Origin of the sequence: Acinetobacter sp. WU_MDCI_Abxc222 (genome assembly GCF_025514755.1) — a bacterium.
Taxonomy (GTDB): Bacteria; Pseudomonadota; Gammaproteobacteria; order Pseudomonadales; family Moraxellaceae; genus Acinetobacter; species Acinetobacter geminorum.
Map to the genome: position 1 here is coordinate 25,796 of NZ_JAHPVG010000013.1, position 14,067 is coordinate 39,862.

The window sequence follows — 14,067 nt, forward strand, 5'->3', positions numbered from 1 at the left end:
TCCACTTTTTATATTTTCTTTAATCTCTTAATCTGCTTACTCTCGTGCAGAAATAAACTGTTTATATAACTAAGCGATCCATCAAATAGTTGAATTAAAATTTATAACCAATTTTCAAACCGTAACCGATTGAATAGTTATTTTTATATTCACCCACATAATATTCACTGCCTGCCTGGGCACCAAGCTGACCTTTGGCGTCACCAAGCCATAGATACTTCATTCCACCTGAAATAAAGTATTTTGAAGTTGGACTATATTGCGCACCAAGACCAACACTGTAATAACCTTTAGCTGGTCCGCCTGTGGATACGCGCTCACCTGCTCCCGAGTCCCAACCTACAGAAACTGAACCCGACCATTTATCGCTTAGGCGTTGTCCAATTCCAAGATTGGCAGACCATTGATCATCATAATAACGAACCAGATTAAAACCATTTGGACGACTTGGCGTTGATAGAACCCCAACAACTTCTGAGATTTCGCCAAAACGATATGGTTTAAACTCAAAATCGTTCCAGTGAACCCAACGCACGTTACCGAACAATAAAGTCCCTTTGCGTAATCCGGTCTGAAATTCCAAATTTACTGACTCTGGCGCTCTAAACTTAGTTGAGCCTGATGTTCCTGCTTCGGGTAAGCCCGCAACAATACGATTGAGTGCCTCCCTCCGCGATTCAGTGAGTTGTCCTATAGAAACCATATACGCCAAATGCTGATCAAGAAAATCACGGCCTTGCTGTGTACTCAACATATCAACCAGTGGCGCATTTTCATTGGCAGTCACTTCATGCATAATTTCTGAACGATAGGTCAATGAGGCTTTTATGGCTTTTTCGGGAATTTGATAACCAAATCCTGCCAGCCATCCCCAATCTCCAACTTCTTTGGCATTAAAGTCATAGCCATTATATAAACTGAAAACTTGACCTCTTAAATTGACGTTACTTTTAAATGTCTGATAAACAGGACCTGCATAAAAATTCCAGTTTTTATCCGGTTGATAACCCAATATCAGACTAAAATTTTGCATAACAAAATTCGATTTGGTGTTACCTGTTACGACTTCTCTACCAGTCTTTTGGGCAAGTGTTGCTGAATCAATGCCCGGTACTAAAATCGTATCACTCGGCTTAGCAACAAAGCTGTTATTTCCATAATATTCTGAGTCGGAAGTAAATGGCTGATCGTAAAGAAAACCAAATGAGAACTGAGGTGCTAACTGTAATTTCAAAGCTGCACTGGGACGATAATCAGAGTTTGCAATATCAGAAATACTATTACGCGTTGGGTTTGTCCCCGCTTCTTGTCCTTCTAACGAAGTGTCTGAAACAGATAAACTTGCCTCAAAATAATTACCGGGTTGTAGAAATGCAGAAATTGATTGTCCTGTTCGATCAAATGCTGCTGCATAGAGTGGGCTCGTACAAAATGAAGCCATGACCATGACTAATGTTTTCTTTTTCATCTTTTAATCCGTCCTAGATTTTTATTTTTACTTATTAGGGCACTCTTTACTGAACGCCTGATGTTTGTTTTTACATAGTGATTCTTATTAGGTATTTTCTATAAAATCAGGTTGTTCTCCTTTTCTGTCAAACGGCGCGGTTAAGGAATGGTTCTTACTAGAACCATTCTTCTGACATATTGAGTGGAGTCGTCTCTACCGGATCAAGTACCGCTAGCCAACTCATAATTTTCGGCATTTCCCAGCCAAAGAAATAATCACACGCGGCAAGCTTCCCACGTAGAAAATCAGGGTCTGTTGAGTTCGGCATGAGTTTATGAATGACTACCGCTTGATCAAGCCATAACCATCCCACCACAAGATGTCCAAAAGCTTCTAGATAATTGGCGGCATTTGCCAGTTGAAGTTCAACATCGGTTAATGCATGCAATTTCTCTGTTACATTTCGGATGAGTTGCCATTTTTGGTCTAATTGATCTGCATGATCTTTTAAAGAAGGCTCTGCGTTGGCTTGTTCAATCGTATTCATGATTTTTTCATGTAATAGCTTCATCGACAGTCCCTGATTAAGACGTGTTTTTCGTCCTAATAAATCGAGCGCTTGAATGCCAAATGTTCCTTCATGAATCGGGTTGAGTCGATTGTCCCGATAAAACTGTTCAACATTATATTCACGGGTATAACCGTAGCCGCCATGAACTTGAATGGCTAAATCATTTGCCACAAGCCCCCATTCAGAAGACCAGCTTTTCACTACTGGTGTTAATAGATCAAGTAATTGATGGGCTTGATCGCGTTGCTCGGCATCGTCAAGCGAGTGGATATCATCGGTTAATCGGGCTGCATATAGGCACAGTGCCAACGCACCTGAGACATATGCTTTTTGCGCTAATAGCATACGGCGAACATCCGCATGTTGAATGATCGGGATTTGTGGAGAACTTGGATTACGTTCACTACGAGAGCGACCTTGTACTCGAGTTTTTGCATAATCTAAAGCATGAAGATAACCTGTATATCCTAATGCTGCTGCCCCAAGTCCAACCGAAATTCGGGCTTCATTCATCATATGGAACATATAGGCCAGTCCTTTACCAGCTTCGCCGACTAGCTCACCAATTGCGCCTGCATCTCCTTCGGGTGTGAAACGACCTTCCCCAAAATTCAGCACACAATTCACTGTTCCCCGATAGCCCATTTTGTGGTTAATTCCAGCTAATACCACATCATTACGTTCACTTGGCTGTCCATTTTCATCGAGTAATTTGCGCGGTACGGTAAACAGAGAAATGCCCTGCACACCTGCTGGTAATTGTCCATTTTCATCTGGAATTTTTGCCAAAACCAAATGAACAATATTGTCAGAGATATCGTGCTCGCCACCTGAAATCCACATTTTGTTTCCAAACAAACGATAACGACCATCTTTTGTTTTAATCGCACGTGTACGAATATCAGCCAGACTTGAACCTGCTTGCGGTTCAGATAAACACATCGTTCCGAAGCATTTGCCTTCTATCATAGCGTTGACATAGGGTTTCACTTTTTCAGGTTCACCATGGGCCATTAATAAATTTGCATTACCAATGGTTAAAAAGGCGTAGCCCGCTGTTCCTGAATTGGCACCGAGTAGATATGCCATACCTGCACGCTCGATGGTATTGGGTAAGTTCATTCCATTCCAATCTGACGGAAACGCTGCACTCATCAAACCTGCATCAGCAAAGGCCTTTAGCGCTACCCCGACTTCAGGATTGACAGTTACACGTTCACCATCAAAAACAGGTTCGTTACTGTCATTTTTTTTATTATGAGGAGCAAACAAATCGGTTGCCAAAGCCTCGTAAACGTTTAAAACAGACGTATATTCAAAACGGTCCTGTCCTGCAAAAGAATTGCGTTGGCTGAGTTCTTCGACTTTTAGCCAATCGAATAGCAAAAAATCGACATCACGGCGAGAGAGAATTAATTCATTGCTCATGGGTTATTCCTATACATTTACAAGTGTAAGCCACTCGGCCACAAGTGCTGGTTTTGCCTGATCTTCGATTTCAATCGTGACTTCCATGATCAACTGATAACTTCCCTTATTTTTTTGGGAAACATTTTTTAAGTGAAAATTTCCACGCACTCGCTTACCGCTATGTACAGGACTCATAAAACGCAAATTATTGATGCCATAATTCACGCCAGATTTCTGCCCCTGTACAGTCGGCAAGACCTGAGCGGCCATCGCTGAAAGTAAAGAGAGTGTTAAAAAACCATGGGCAATGGTGCCACCAAAAGGTGTCTGACGAGCAGCTTCTTCATCCACATGAATAAATTGATGATCTTGTGTGACATCCGCAAAGGTATTAATCATGCTTTGATCAATGGTCATCCATTGCGAGCTACCTAATGCTTGACCTTGTAACTCAACAAGCTGGTCGATACTTAATGTATTTTTTGTCAAAATTATTCTCCTGCCATTAATGAAGCTTTTTTCAGCTCAAGCTCACCCTGAGCGCCTCCTCTGACAGGAACAAACTCATCTGTTCGGTCTGAAACATCAGCTAAACGTTGTGCTAAAACATGCGGAACTTGTTCATCCGTACCTAAATAAATTCCTTGCGTAAGGGTAATGTGGGCAGCTTCAAAACTACCTGCGCCAGCACAAAGAATCATACGGGTAGGTGCATCTTCGCTAACCAAAGTCGCGATTGCAGGACTGACCGCACTTGGAGCAAGAGCTTTAAGGGCTTCTTCGGGTAATAATCCTTCAAGCATACGAGTTGCAGCTGTTGGTGCTAGACAGTTCACCCGAACATTAGATTTTTCACCCTCTAAAGCCAGTGTCTGCATGAGTCCAACCAATGCCATTTTTGCAGCACTATAGTTGGACTGCCCAAAATTGCCATATAGACCAGAGGATGAAGTCGTCATAACGATACGACCATATTTTTGCTCGCGCATGATATCCCATACCGCTTTAGTGCAATTTACTGCCCCCATTAAGTGGACATCAATCACGGTACGGAAGTCATCTAAGGACATTTTGCTAAAAGTTTTATCTCGAAGAATTCCAGCGTTATTAATTAAAATATCTACACGTCCCCAACGGGCAATTGTTTCATCTACCATCTGTTGAACTTGTTCAATATCAGTGACTGAAGCACCATTTGCCATCGCCTCGCCACCAGCCGCAATAATTTCATCCACGACTTTTTGGGCCGCCATGGTTGAGCCACCTTTTCCGTTCACATCGCTACCAAGATCATTCACGACCACTTTTGCACCCAAACGAGCCAGTAACAATGCATGTTCCCGCCCTAGACCTGCACCTGCACCTGTAACAATAGCCACTCGATTGCTTAAATTAATTGTCATGATTTTTTCCTAAATATATGAATAAGATGTATTTAATAAATGTTTTAATAAGCTGTCACGCCGCCATCAATTGCAATGGCTTGACCTGTGAGATATGAGTTTTCTTTGGCACACATCATCAGCATCATTGCCACCACTTCGCTTGGATGGCCAAGACGCTTCATTGGCGAGGCCTGCGCTAAAAAGTCTTGTTTCTCTTTGAGTTCACTGTCGACCACCATCGGAGTGGTTGTATAAAATGGACAAATTGCATTAACTCGAATGCCTTTATTTGCATATTCAATCGCTGCTGTTTTGGTTAAGCCCACCACAGCATGCTTTGCCGCAGAATAGGCAGCCAATTTGGGAGCCGCACCTAAACCTGCAACAGAAGCAACATTCAGAATAATGCCACCCCCTTGTTGCAACATCTGACGAATTTGATGCTTCATTCCAAAGAACACACCTTTGGCATTGACGGCAAAACTCAAATCCAGATCTGCTTCATCGGTATCAATAAAGCTTTTCATAGGCGGACTCATACCTGCATTATTTATCCCGACATCGATTCTACCAAACTGAGTAACTGCACTTTGCACCAAAGCCTGTACATCTGCTTCAGAGCTGACATCACACACTTGCGCAACCACCTCCACTCCTGCTTGGCGTAGCGGTTCAACTACAGTATTTAACCCTTCAATATTCAAGTCACCCAACACTAATTTTGCACCATACTTCGCCAGTTGCTCTGCCAGCAATGCACCAAATCCACTCGCCGCACCTGTGATTAAGACCACTTGACCTGAATAATGTTCGTACATTGCTATTCCTCCCTAAATAGTTAAACCGCCATCAACTACAATACATTCACCATTGGTGTAACTCGCAGCATCTGACACTAAATAAAGTACAGTTCCAGCCATTTCACGCGGTTCTGCGTGACGGCGTAATGGAATTGTGTCCATCCAGCTTTTATAAATATCTTCATTTTCAAATAGTGCCGAAGCAAATTTAGTCTTGGTAAGACCCGGCAATAAAGCATTCACTCGAATGCCCAATGGTCCACATTCTTTTGCAAAGGCTTTGGTCATATTCACCACCGCAGCTTTGGTAATAGAATAAATACCTTGTCGGTCTCCGGGTTGCAGGGCATTTACAGATGCGGTATTAACAATTGCACCGCTGCCCTGTTCTTTCATTAATTTGCCCGCTTCAATAGACATGAAGAAATATCCACGAATATTGACTTCAACCGTTTTGTTATAGGCCCCAATATCTGTATCGAGAATATGACCAAAATAAGGGTTGGCAGCTGCATTATTGACTAAAATATCTAAACGACCGTGTTCTTTACGAATATATTCAAAAATTGCTGCAATATCTTCGAGTTTACCCACATGACAGGCGGCTGCCTCCGCTTTACCATTTGCTGCAATAATTTCATTAGCAACGCGTTGGCAATCTTCAATCTTGCGACTAGATACAATTACATGTGCACCTTGTTCTGCTAAAAGTTTGGCAATTTCTTCACCAATACCACGGCTTGCACCTGTAACTAAAGCTATTTTTCCAGTCAAATCAAATAAATGTGTTGCCATATCATTTCCTTATGTTCATAGGTTTTATAAAAATTAGTTGTAATCAACGCTTTCTAAATGCTGTTACTACAAGCGCTACATTCAAAATTCACAGTATTAATCACTCTATTTCTTATGCTATTTCCTGACCATATCTAACTTGTTACAATGAATAAAATGAATTGTTTGAATAACAAACTATGAATGAAATGAATAATAATATTGCCTCTCTTGCTCGTATTGATCTCAATTTATTTCGTGTATTTGTGGCAATTTATAAAGAAAAAAATCTAACACGGGCCAGTGAACAACTTTTTCTAAGTCAACCTGCTGTTAGCCATGCTTTGGCTCGTTTACGTGATCATTTTAATGACCCATTATTTATTCGAGATGGACACGGTGTTGTTCCATCACCTTTAGCCAAACGTTTATGGCCTAAAATTGAACAGTCATTACAACTTATGCATCAAGCAATTCAAAGCACGCATGATTTTGTACCAGCACGAGATTTAAAGCATCTCACAATTGCTATGAATGATGAGTATGAAGGAATTTTTTTACCCTCTATTATTCAGCACTTAACTCAATTTAATCCTAATTTGCAGTTAAATAGCGTACGCATTGATCGTAAAAACTTAAGACATGAGCTTTCTACGGGAAAAATCGATTTTGCGATTGATGTGCAACATTCGGTTGAAGATAGCATTGGTTATGAATGCCTTACAAAAGATCAATTTGTAGTAATAAGTCGCAAGCAGCATCCCTTATTATCCAAAACAAACCTAACCAAAGAAATTTATTTAGAAGCTAAACACATTACAGTGTCCTCTCGTCCTACAGGTCGTGTTTTTGAAGATTTTTTCTTATCTAAACAAGGTATCAAAAGAACGATTAGTTTCCGCTGCCAACAATATGAAACGGCAATCCGATTAATTACACAAATGGACCATTTACTCACGATTCCTCAATGTCAAATTGCTCATTTTAAAGATACTTACCCTCAAATTAAGGTGCATCCGCTACCGATAGATATTGTTGGATATCAGATGAATTTATATTGGGATCAGCAAAAGTCCCATGAACACCAAATCGTATGGTGTAAGAGTCAAATATTGCAGCTTATGAATAGTTTATAAAATAGTAAATTTATGACAATAAAATTCTATTTTGCTTGCGCTGCTCATATTTTTATGTATGATTGAGTAATCACTCAATTAATGTATTTATATATGGCTCGTCCACGCAGTGAAGATAAACGTAATGCAATTTTAAGTGCTGCTATTGAAACATTAGCAGAGCTTGGCGAACGTGCGTCTACCTCAAAAATTGCCAAAGTTGCTGGCGTGGCAGAAGGTACTTTATTTACCTATTTTAGTAATAAAGAAGAACTGCTGAACCAGTTATATCTTTCATTAAAGGCTGAACTGCGTCAGGTCATGATGCTGGGTTACCCTGCTAATTCCGACCTACAAACACAAATGTCGCATATTTGGCAAAGCTATTTGGACTGGAGTTTAGAAACTCCTCTTAAAAGAAAAGTCATGGCACAGCTTTCAACCTCGGAACAAATTACTGAGCAAAGCAAACAAATTGGCATGCAAACCTTTTGTGACCTCACCCAAAACATTCAAGAATGTATTAATGACGGAAAATTAAGAGATTACCCACCGTTATTTATTGCTTCAATTTTAGGTGCGCTTGCCGAAGTTACACTCAATTTTATTGCCCAAGACCCTTCTCAAGCCGAGCGTTACCGCAAATCAGGTTTTGAAGCCTTTTGGCATGCAGTTTCAATATAGATAAAAGTAAGGATGCACGGCGTCCTTATTTTTGAATGAATTAATGAGTGAGTAAATACTCATTTAAATAAATCAAAATAAGTACTTAGCCCAAGTTCTTATTTGTACGTATAGGTTTGTTCCAATAAGGAAAAACAAAATGACTATTTCAAACACAACAGACTTGCCTGCTCCCTTAATGCCATCTCAGCAACATAATGGCAAATTTAGAAATATGCGTCCGAACCAACACCAGCCTTCTTTTGGCAAAACGCTTCAACTTATGTGGAAGTTTCTATTTAACAAACCAAAAGACACTGTTCCAAACAAAGCAATTCCTGTTTTAAGTTTGTCAAAAGAACAGCTTTTAAGTGCGCCTGACCGCTCTCTATTTCGTTTGGGCCACTCAACCATCTTATTAAAACTACAAAATGAGTTTTGGTTAACCGACCCTGTTTTTTCAGAGCGTGCGTCACCTTTTCAATGGCTTGGACCAAAACGTTTCCACCAGCCACCGATTAGTATTGCCGAATTACCACCCATTAAAGGCGTGATTTTGTCACATAACCACTACGACCACCTCGACTACCATGCAGTTATGCAGCTTAACGATAAAGTTCAGCATTTCTTAACACCGCTTGGTGTGGGTGATACGCTCATTAAATGGGGAATTCCAGCAGAAAAGGTTCAACAACTTGATTGGTGGGATACTACCCATGTAGATGGCCTAAAATTGGTGGCTACCCCTGCTCATCACTTTTCAGGCCGTGGGATGGGCGATAGCAATGCAACACTTTGGGCGTCGTGGGTGATTATTGATAATGACTTACGTGTATTTTTTAGCGGTGACACGGGATATTTTGACGGTTTTAAAGAGATTGGACATCGTTACGGTCCTTTCGATCTGACCATGTTAGAAACTGGTGCTTATGACCCCGAATGGCCCGATGTTCATATGCAACCAGAGCAAACTTTACAAGCACATATCGACTTAAAAGGACGTCATTTGTTGCCTATCCATAACGGTACTTTTGATTTGGCACTTCACGCTTGGGATGACCCGTTTGAACGTATCGTCGCCTTGGCTCAACAAAATGAGTTAGCCATTAGCACACCGCAAATGGGTGAACTCTTAAACTTAAATGAGCCGAATGTTGAGAATTATTGGTGGCGTTCGTAAGTTTGAAAAAATTATTTGGAGAGTAAAAAAATGCTTTTGCTCTCCAATCTTTAAATTTTAACTTGTTTTATGTGCTTTCCAAGGAAACTTAATTGTGCACAAAACAAAAACCAGAAATAAAAATTGCGAAATATACATATAGTTGAGCAAGTCTCGCCCTACTTTTAATGTAATCCAAGTGTTGTGAATGACATCACTAAATATAATAAGAAAAGTTAGAATTAAGCCGATACGAGGTCTATAAAATAGAAGAATTGCTGCAAGTGGATCAATAAACGTTAAAGATGTCCAATAAATACAAGTAAATAAAGGCGCATTGTTATAGTCCCAAAACAAACCATGCATCAAAACTGTTTGTAAATGGTTGAACCCTGCACCGATAAGGCAAAGTGCATAAATACATCTAATAATAAATTCAGTTTTCAAAACAATTCTCTTATTCATTCATCATGCTATGTAAAAAATATTTTTATTCAGATAAAGCTATTCAATATTTTAAGTAAAACAATCTACGTAAATATAATTTAAAAGACTCTATAAATAAATGATAAATGCCTATCCCATTTCATCTATCTTACTTATAAGTCGTGAACTATTTGATTAAACACCTATTAGACATTCATACGATTAAAAGAACTCAATAAAATATTTTTTATAAAATATTAAAATCTTTTTATTTAATAAAATTTAAATTATTCAATTAGATATATTCAAAATTAATACTTTTAAATAGCCTTTTTAAAACTAGGACTGATTCTGTCTTAGTTTTGTTGTTGACTTAAAACACAGACTACATTAGTCTGTGTTTGTAATTGATCAATTATGAAATTAAATGGCTTATATCACTAGTAGCGTCGAGTATGCGATTCACTGTCTTCTTTTTCTTGTGAACAATGAAGATAAACCTTTGAGTAGTAAGGATCTTGCTGAATTACAAGGAGTCTCTCCGAGTTTTATGGCCAAGATTTTTCCTAAACTTGAAAAGGCAGGACTTGTGGTCGCACAAGAAGGTGTTCGTGGTGGATATTTACTCGCCCGATCTGCTCACGAAATCAGTTTTTTAGATATCGTGAATGCAATTGAAGGTGAAAAACCACTTTTTGAGTGCCAAGAAGTGCGTGGTAAATGTGCAGTCTTTAACAATGCCCCGCCAGATTGGGCAACCAGTGGTGTATGTGCAGTACATGCTGTCATGCTACAAGCCGAAAAAGCTATGCGAGACGCTTTAGGTGCTCATACACTTGGCGATATTGCAGACCGTTTTGGCCGTTATGCCCCCGACGTATTTTTTAGTGATGTAAATGGTTGGATCAATGAACGCATTGAAGGAAGAACAGCAAAAATGCGGAAAAGTAAAATATCGCGGGATACTCCCGACTAATGAGCTAATAAGCCTCAAATACTAAAGTAAAACATCCCTAATCTGTTTTAAACGCCTTCTCAGATTTTTTCGGACAATCAGAGAATGGATTCGCTCACCCAAAATTTTGTGATGAGCTGGAATGTGTTGTCCGAAAAATTGATCAAAAGGATAATCAAATGAGTAAGCGTATTGTTATTGCAGGTTCTGGCTTTGCTGGTTTATGGGCGGCACTCGCTGCACAAAGAGCAATTCACTTGGCTTCACAAGAACAAAACATTGAGGTGGTGATGGTTTCTCCTAGTCCAAATGTTGGGATTCGTCCTCGTCTTTATGAAGCCGTGCTTGAAAACATGAACCCTGATATTTCAGAGTTATTAAGCGTGGTTGGGGTTAAATTTCTGGCAGGTTGGGTAAATAAAATTGACTCAAACCAACAGACAATCGAAGTTTCAACCACCGATGGCAACAAACAAACCTTAAGCTATGACCGTTTTATTCTGGCAACAGGAAGTACTACGTTTATGCCACCGATACCGGGCCTTACAGAATATGGATTTAGTGTAAGCACACTAGAAGATGCTGAAAAATTAGATCAACATCTTAAAAACTTAGCCCATAAACCTGCAAATGCGGCTCGTAACACTGTAGTTGTTGCTGGTGGTGGACTGACTGGGCTTGAAACTGTGACCGAAATGCCTGAACGTCTGCGTAGCATTTTAGGTGAAACTGATGTCCGTGTGGTTTTAGTAGATTCCTCAACAGAAATTGGTGCAGCAATGGGTGACCAAGCCGCTACTGTTATTCGAGAAGCCCTTAACGAGCTAGGTGTTGAAGGTAAAGCTGGGCTAAGAGTTACTGCACTAGATGCCACTGGCGTAACGCTTTCTAACGGCGAAAGAATTGAAACAGAAACTGTGATTTGGACTGCGGGCATGCGAGCCAACCCACTCACTTCTCAAATTGCTGGTGAAAAAGATAATTTAGGCCGTTTGATTGGGGATGCTTATTTACATGCACCTGAAGCAAAAAATGTTTTTGTGACTGGCGATACTGTAAAAGTTCTAACCGATGATTTAGGTAATTTTAACGTGATGTCTTGCCAACATGCCATGAGCCTAGGCCGTGTGGCGGGTTACAATGCTGCGGCAGAATTGGTTGATTTACCACTTCATCCATACAGCCAACCAAAGTATGTCACTTGTGTTGACTTGGGTCCTTGGGGTGCACTTTATACCGAAGGTTGGGATCGTCAGGTGCAATTTGTGCGTGATGAAGCTAAAAAAATTAAACAAGAAATTAATACTATCTGGATTTATCCACCAGTTGCAGACCGTGAAGCAGTTTTTGCAATAGCAAACCCTGATTTTGTGATTGTTCCTTAAGCTTAATTTTTTTGATCAATCCATTTATTTAAAAACCCTAAAAGCAAGCCCATCGCTGTTTTGCTTTTAGGGTTTATATTTGAATCATTAAATTATGACTTTTCTAGGTCTTCTATTATCGCTAAAGCTGTCTTTTTAGCTGAAAACGGGTTTTGACCCGTAATTAACTTGCCGTCTTGAACGACATGTGGTGCAAAAGGAATAAAGGCCTTTTCATAACGAGCGCCATATTCTTTCACTAACTCTTCGGCATTGTACGGCACTTTTTTTGCCACTCCTGCCAAAACCTCTTCACTCCATGCAAAGCCTGTTAACTTTTTACCTTCTATTAGTCGTTTGCCATTGGAAAGTCTGACATTGAGCAAACCACAGTAGCCATGACAAACACTCGAAACAATACCGCCTTTTTCATAAATATTTTTGGTGATTTCTTGAAGTTCAGGGTTATCTAAAAAATCCCACATCACACCGTGACCACCTGTGTAGTAAATCACGTCATAGTCTTGCCAATTAATATCGCTAGGCTTAAAAGTATTAGCCAATAAAGTCATAAAGGCTTGATCATCTTCCCTCGCTTTTACAGACTTGTCAGAAACCAAAGCCCCTAATGATTTTGGCTCTATCGGAGTTTTTCCGCCGTTGGGGCTCACGATATCTTGTACATAACCTTGCTTTTCAAATTCGTCATAAGCATGAGTGAGCTCGCCTAACCACAGCCCTGTTGGTTCATCGACATCCTTATAGCGTGAAACATTGGTCACGACATGTAATATGCGTTTAGACATTTTTTCACCTCATTTCCATATTTATATTTCTATCTTTCATCTATCAAAACATAGAAAGCTGTTACTGAAAGTGTGCGCTTGGTAAAGTTATGAACCTTGTTTCAATCTTGATTACAATTTATTTTTATATAAAAAAAGAGGCACTCACCAGGCCTCTTTTTTAAAAGTTTAAACGCTTTAAATTATTCGCGAATAAATGCCAATAAGTCCGCATTAATCACTTCATGGTTCACGGTTAACATACCATGTGAAAAACCCGGATAGATTTTAAGTTGGCTATTTGGGAGTAACTCAGCAGATTTTACACCAGACGTTTTATAAGGCACGATCTGGTCGTCATCGCCATGCAACACCAAAACAGGAATAGTGATTTTCTTTAAATCTTCTGTAAAGTCAGTTTGGGAGAATGCCACAATACCGTCGTAATGTGCTTTTGCACTGCCCGTCATGCCCTGACGCCACCAGTTCGAAATGATACCTTCAGATGGCTTCGCATCTGGGCGGTTAAAACCATAGAACGGGCCAGATGGTAAGTCACGGAAAAATTGCGCACGATTGGTGAGTACTTGATTTTGCAGGTCATCAAAAACTTCTTTTGGTAAACCCTCAGGATTATTTTCTGTTTTAACCATCAATGGTGGAACCGCACTAACAAGTACAGCTTTTTTAACATTGTCCTGACCATGACGTGCAATATAGTGAGCTACTTCACCGCCACCTGTTGAGTGGCCAATATGAATTGCATTTTTAATGTTCAGATGTTTAACCACCTCTGCCACATCATCTGCATAATGATCCATATCGTGACCATCCCACACCTGACTCGAACGCCCATGCCCACGTCTATCATGTGCTACAACACGATAACCTTGTCCTAAAAAGAATAATAATTGTGTATCCCAATCATCTGAACTTAAAGGCCAACCGTGATGAAAAAATAAAACTTGGGCATCTCGTGGTCCCCAATCTTTATAGAAAATTTCTACGCCGTCTTTTGTGGTTACATATCCCATCTTTGTTCTCCTAGTGAAAAACTGCTTGTTGATTCGTTATAAAGGTTTAAATATTTATACTCAGTTAAAATGAGCTTTGATGTTCTAATAACAATGTTGCACATAAATTAACATGCTCTTATATAAGCATCAGTAATTACTCAGTCAATTAATGTAAAAGTAATTTTATTTCAAAA

The 14,067-nt window shown here is 39.8% G+C and carries 14 protein-coding genes; 5 read left to right on the forward strand and 9 right to left on the reverse strand.

Annotated elements, in window-relative coordinates; translation table 11 throughout:
* Window positions 1–94: 94 nt before the first annotated feature.
* From KTJ10_RS15890 to KTJ10_RS15915, 6 genes are all read right to left on the reverse strand, one after another.
* Window positions 95–1,468 (reverse strand): outer membrane protein transport protein, encoded by a 1,374-nt coding sequence (locus tag KTJ10_RS15890; RefSeq protein ID WP_002113782.1) that lies wholly within the window; start codon window positions 1,466–1,468, stop codon window positions 95–97.
* A gap of 157 nt (window positions 1,469–1,625) precedes the next feature.
* A complete protein-coding gene (locus KTJ10_RS15895; protein ID WP_262442414.1) occupies window positions 1,626–3,449 on the reverse strand; it encodes an acyl-CoA dehydrogenase in 1,824 nt (607 codons plus the stop codon).
* A 9-nt stretch (window positions 3,450–3,458) separates the two neighbouring features.
* On the reverse strand, window positions 3,459–3,920 hold the full coding sequence (locus tag KTJ10_RS15900; protein ID WP_069036739.1) for a MaoC family dehydratase: 462 nt from the start codon (window positions 3,918–3,920) through the stop codon (window positions 3,459–3,461).
* Between the two features lie 2 nt (window positions 3,921–3,922).
* Complete coding sequence (locus tag KTJ10_RS15905) at window positions 3,923–4,834, reverse strand: SDR family NAD(P)-dependent oxidoreductase (protein WP_000154577.1); 912 nt, start codon at window positions 4,832–4,834, stop codon at window positions 3,923–3,925.
* Between the two features lie 44 nt (window positions 4,835–4,878).
* A complete protein-coding gene (locus tag KTJ10_RS15910; protein WP_199993339.1) occupies window positions 4,879–5,634 on the reverse strand; it encodes an SDR family NAD(P)-dependent oxidoreductase in 756 nt (251 codons plus the stop codon).
* Window positions 5,635–5,646: 12 nt separating this feature from the next.
* Window positions 5,647–6,411 carry an SDR family oxidoreductase gene (locus tag KTJ10_RS15915; protein ID WP_000190709.1) on the reverse strand — a complete coding sequence of 255 codons (765 nt, stop codon included), beginning with the start codon at window positions 6,409–6,411 and terminating at the stop codon, window positions 5,647–5,649.
* Between the two features lie 179 nt (window positions 6,412–6,590).
* Between KTJ10_RS15915 and KTJ10_RS15920 the strand changes: the two genes are divergently transcribed.
* The 3 genes from KTJ10_RS15920 to KTJ10_RS15930 all read left to right on the forward strand — a co-directional run bounded on the left by KTJ10_RS15920 (window position 6,591) and on the right by KTJ10_RS15930 (window position 9,348).
* Window positions 6,591–7,526: a LysR family transcriptional regulator gene (locus KTJ10_RS15920; protein WP_032056047.1), complete on the forward strand. Its 936-nt coding sequence runs from the start codon at window positions 6,591–6,593 to the stop codon at window positions 7,524–7,526.
* A 93-nt stretch (window positions 7,527–7,619) separates the two neighbouring features.
* Complete coding sequence (locus tag KTJ10_RS15925; RefSeq protein ID WP_262442415.1) at window positions 7,620–8,189, forward strand: TetR/AcrR family transcriptional regulator; 570 nt, start codon at window positions 7,620–7,622, stop codon at window positions 8,187–8,189.
* A gap of 139 nt (window positions 8,190–8,328) precedes the next feature.
* Window positions 8,329–9,348, forward strand: coding sequence for an MBL fold metallo-hydrolase (locus KTJ10_RS15930; RefSeq protein ID WP_262442416.1), 1,020 nt, complete (start codon window positions 8,329–8,331; stop codon window positions 9,346–9,348).
* Between the two features lie 57 nt (window positions 9,349–9,405).
* On the opposite strand, the gene KTJ10_RS15935 is transcribed toward KTJ10_RS15930, so the two are convergent.
* A complete protein-coding gene (locus KTJ10_RS15935; RefSeq protein WP_026056125.1) occupies window positions 9,406–9,774 on the reverse strand; it encodes a hypothetical protein in 369 nt (122 codons plus the stop codon).
* A 406-nt stretch (window positions 9,775–10,180) separates the two neighbouring features.
* On the opposite strand from KTJ10_RS15935, the gene KTJ10_RS15940 reads away from it, so the two are divergent.
* On the forward strand, window positions 10,181–10,729 hold the full coding sequence (locus KTJ10_RS15940; RefSeq protein WP_000323486.1) for an RrF2 family transcriptional regulator: 549 nt from the start codon (window positions 10,181–10,183) through the stop codon (window positions 10,727–10,729).
* Between the two features lie 158 nt (window positions 10,730–10,887).
* Window positions 10,888–12,093 (forward strand): NAD(P)/FAD-dependent oxidoreductase, encoded by a 1,206-nt coding sequence (locus tag KTJ10_RS15945; protein ID WP_262442417.1) that lies wholly within the window; start codon window positions 10,888–10,890, stop codon window positions 12,091–12,093.
* 92 nt (window positions 12,094–12,185) lie between these two features.
* On the opposite strand, the gene KTJ10_RS15950 is transcribed toward KTJ10_RS15945, so the two are convergent.
* Together KTJ10_RS15950 and KTJ10_RS15955 are read right to left on the reverse strand one after the other, a co-directional pair.
* Window positions 12,186–12,878, reverse strand: a complete 693-nt coding sequence (locus KTJ10_RS15950; protein WP_262442418.1) for a type 1 glutamine amidotransferase domain-containing protein — start codon at window positions 12,876–12,878, stop codon at window positions 12,186–12,188.
* 182 nt (window positions 12,879–13,060) lie between these two features.
* Window positions 13,061–13,891, reverse strand: a complete 831-nt coding sequence (locus KTJ10_RS15955) for an alpha/beta fold hydrolase (protein WP_126645604.1) — start codon at window positions 13,889–13,891, stop codon at window positions 13,061–13,063.
* Between the last annotated feature and the right edge of the window lie 176 nt (window positions 13,892–14,067).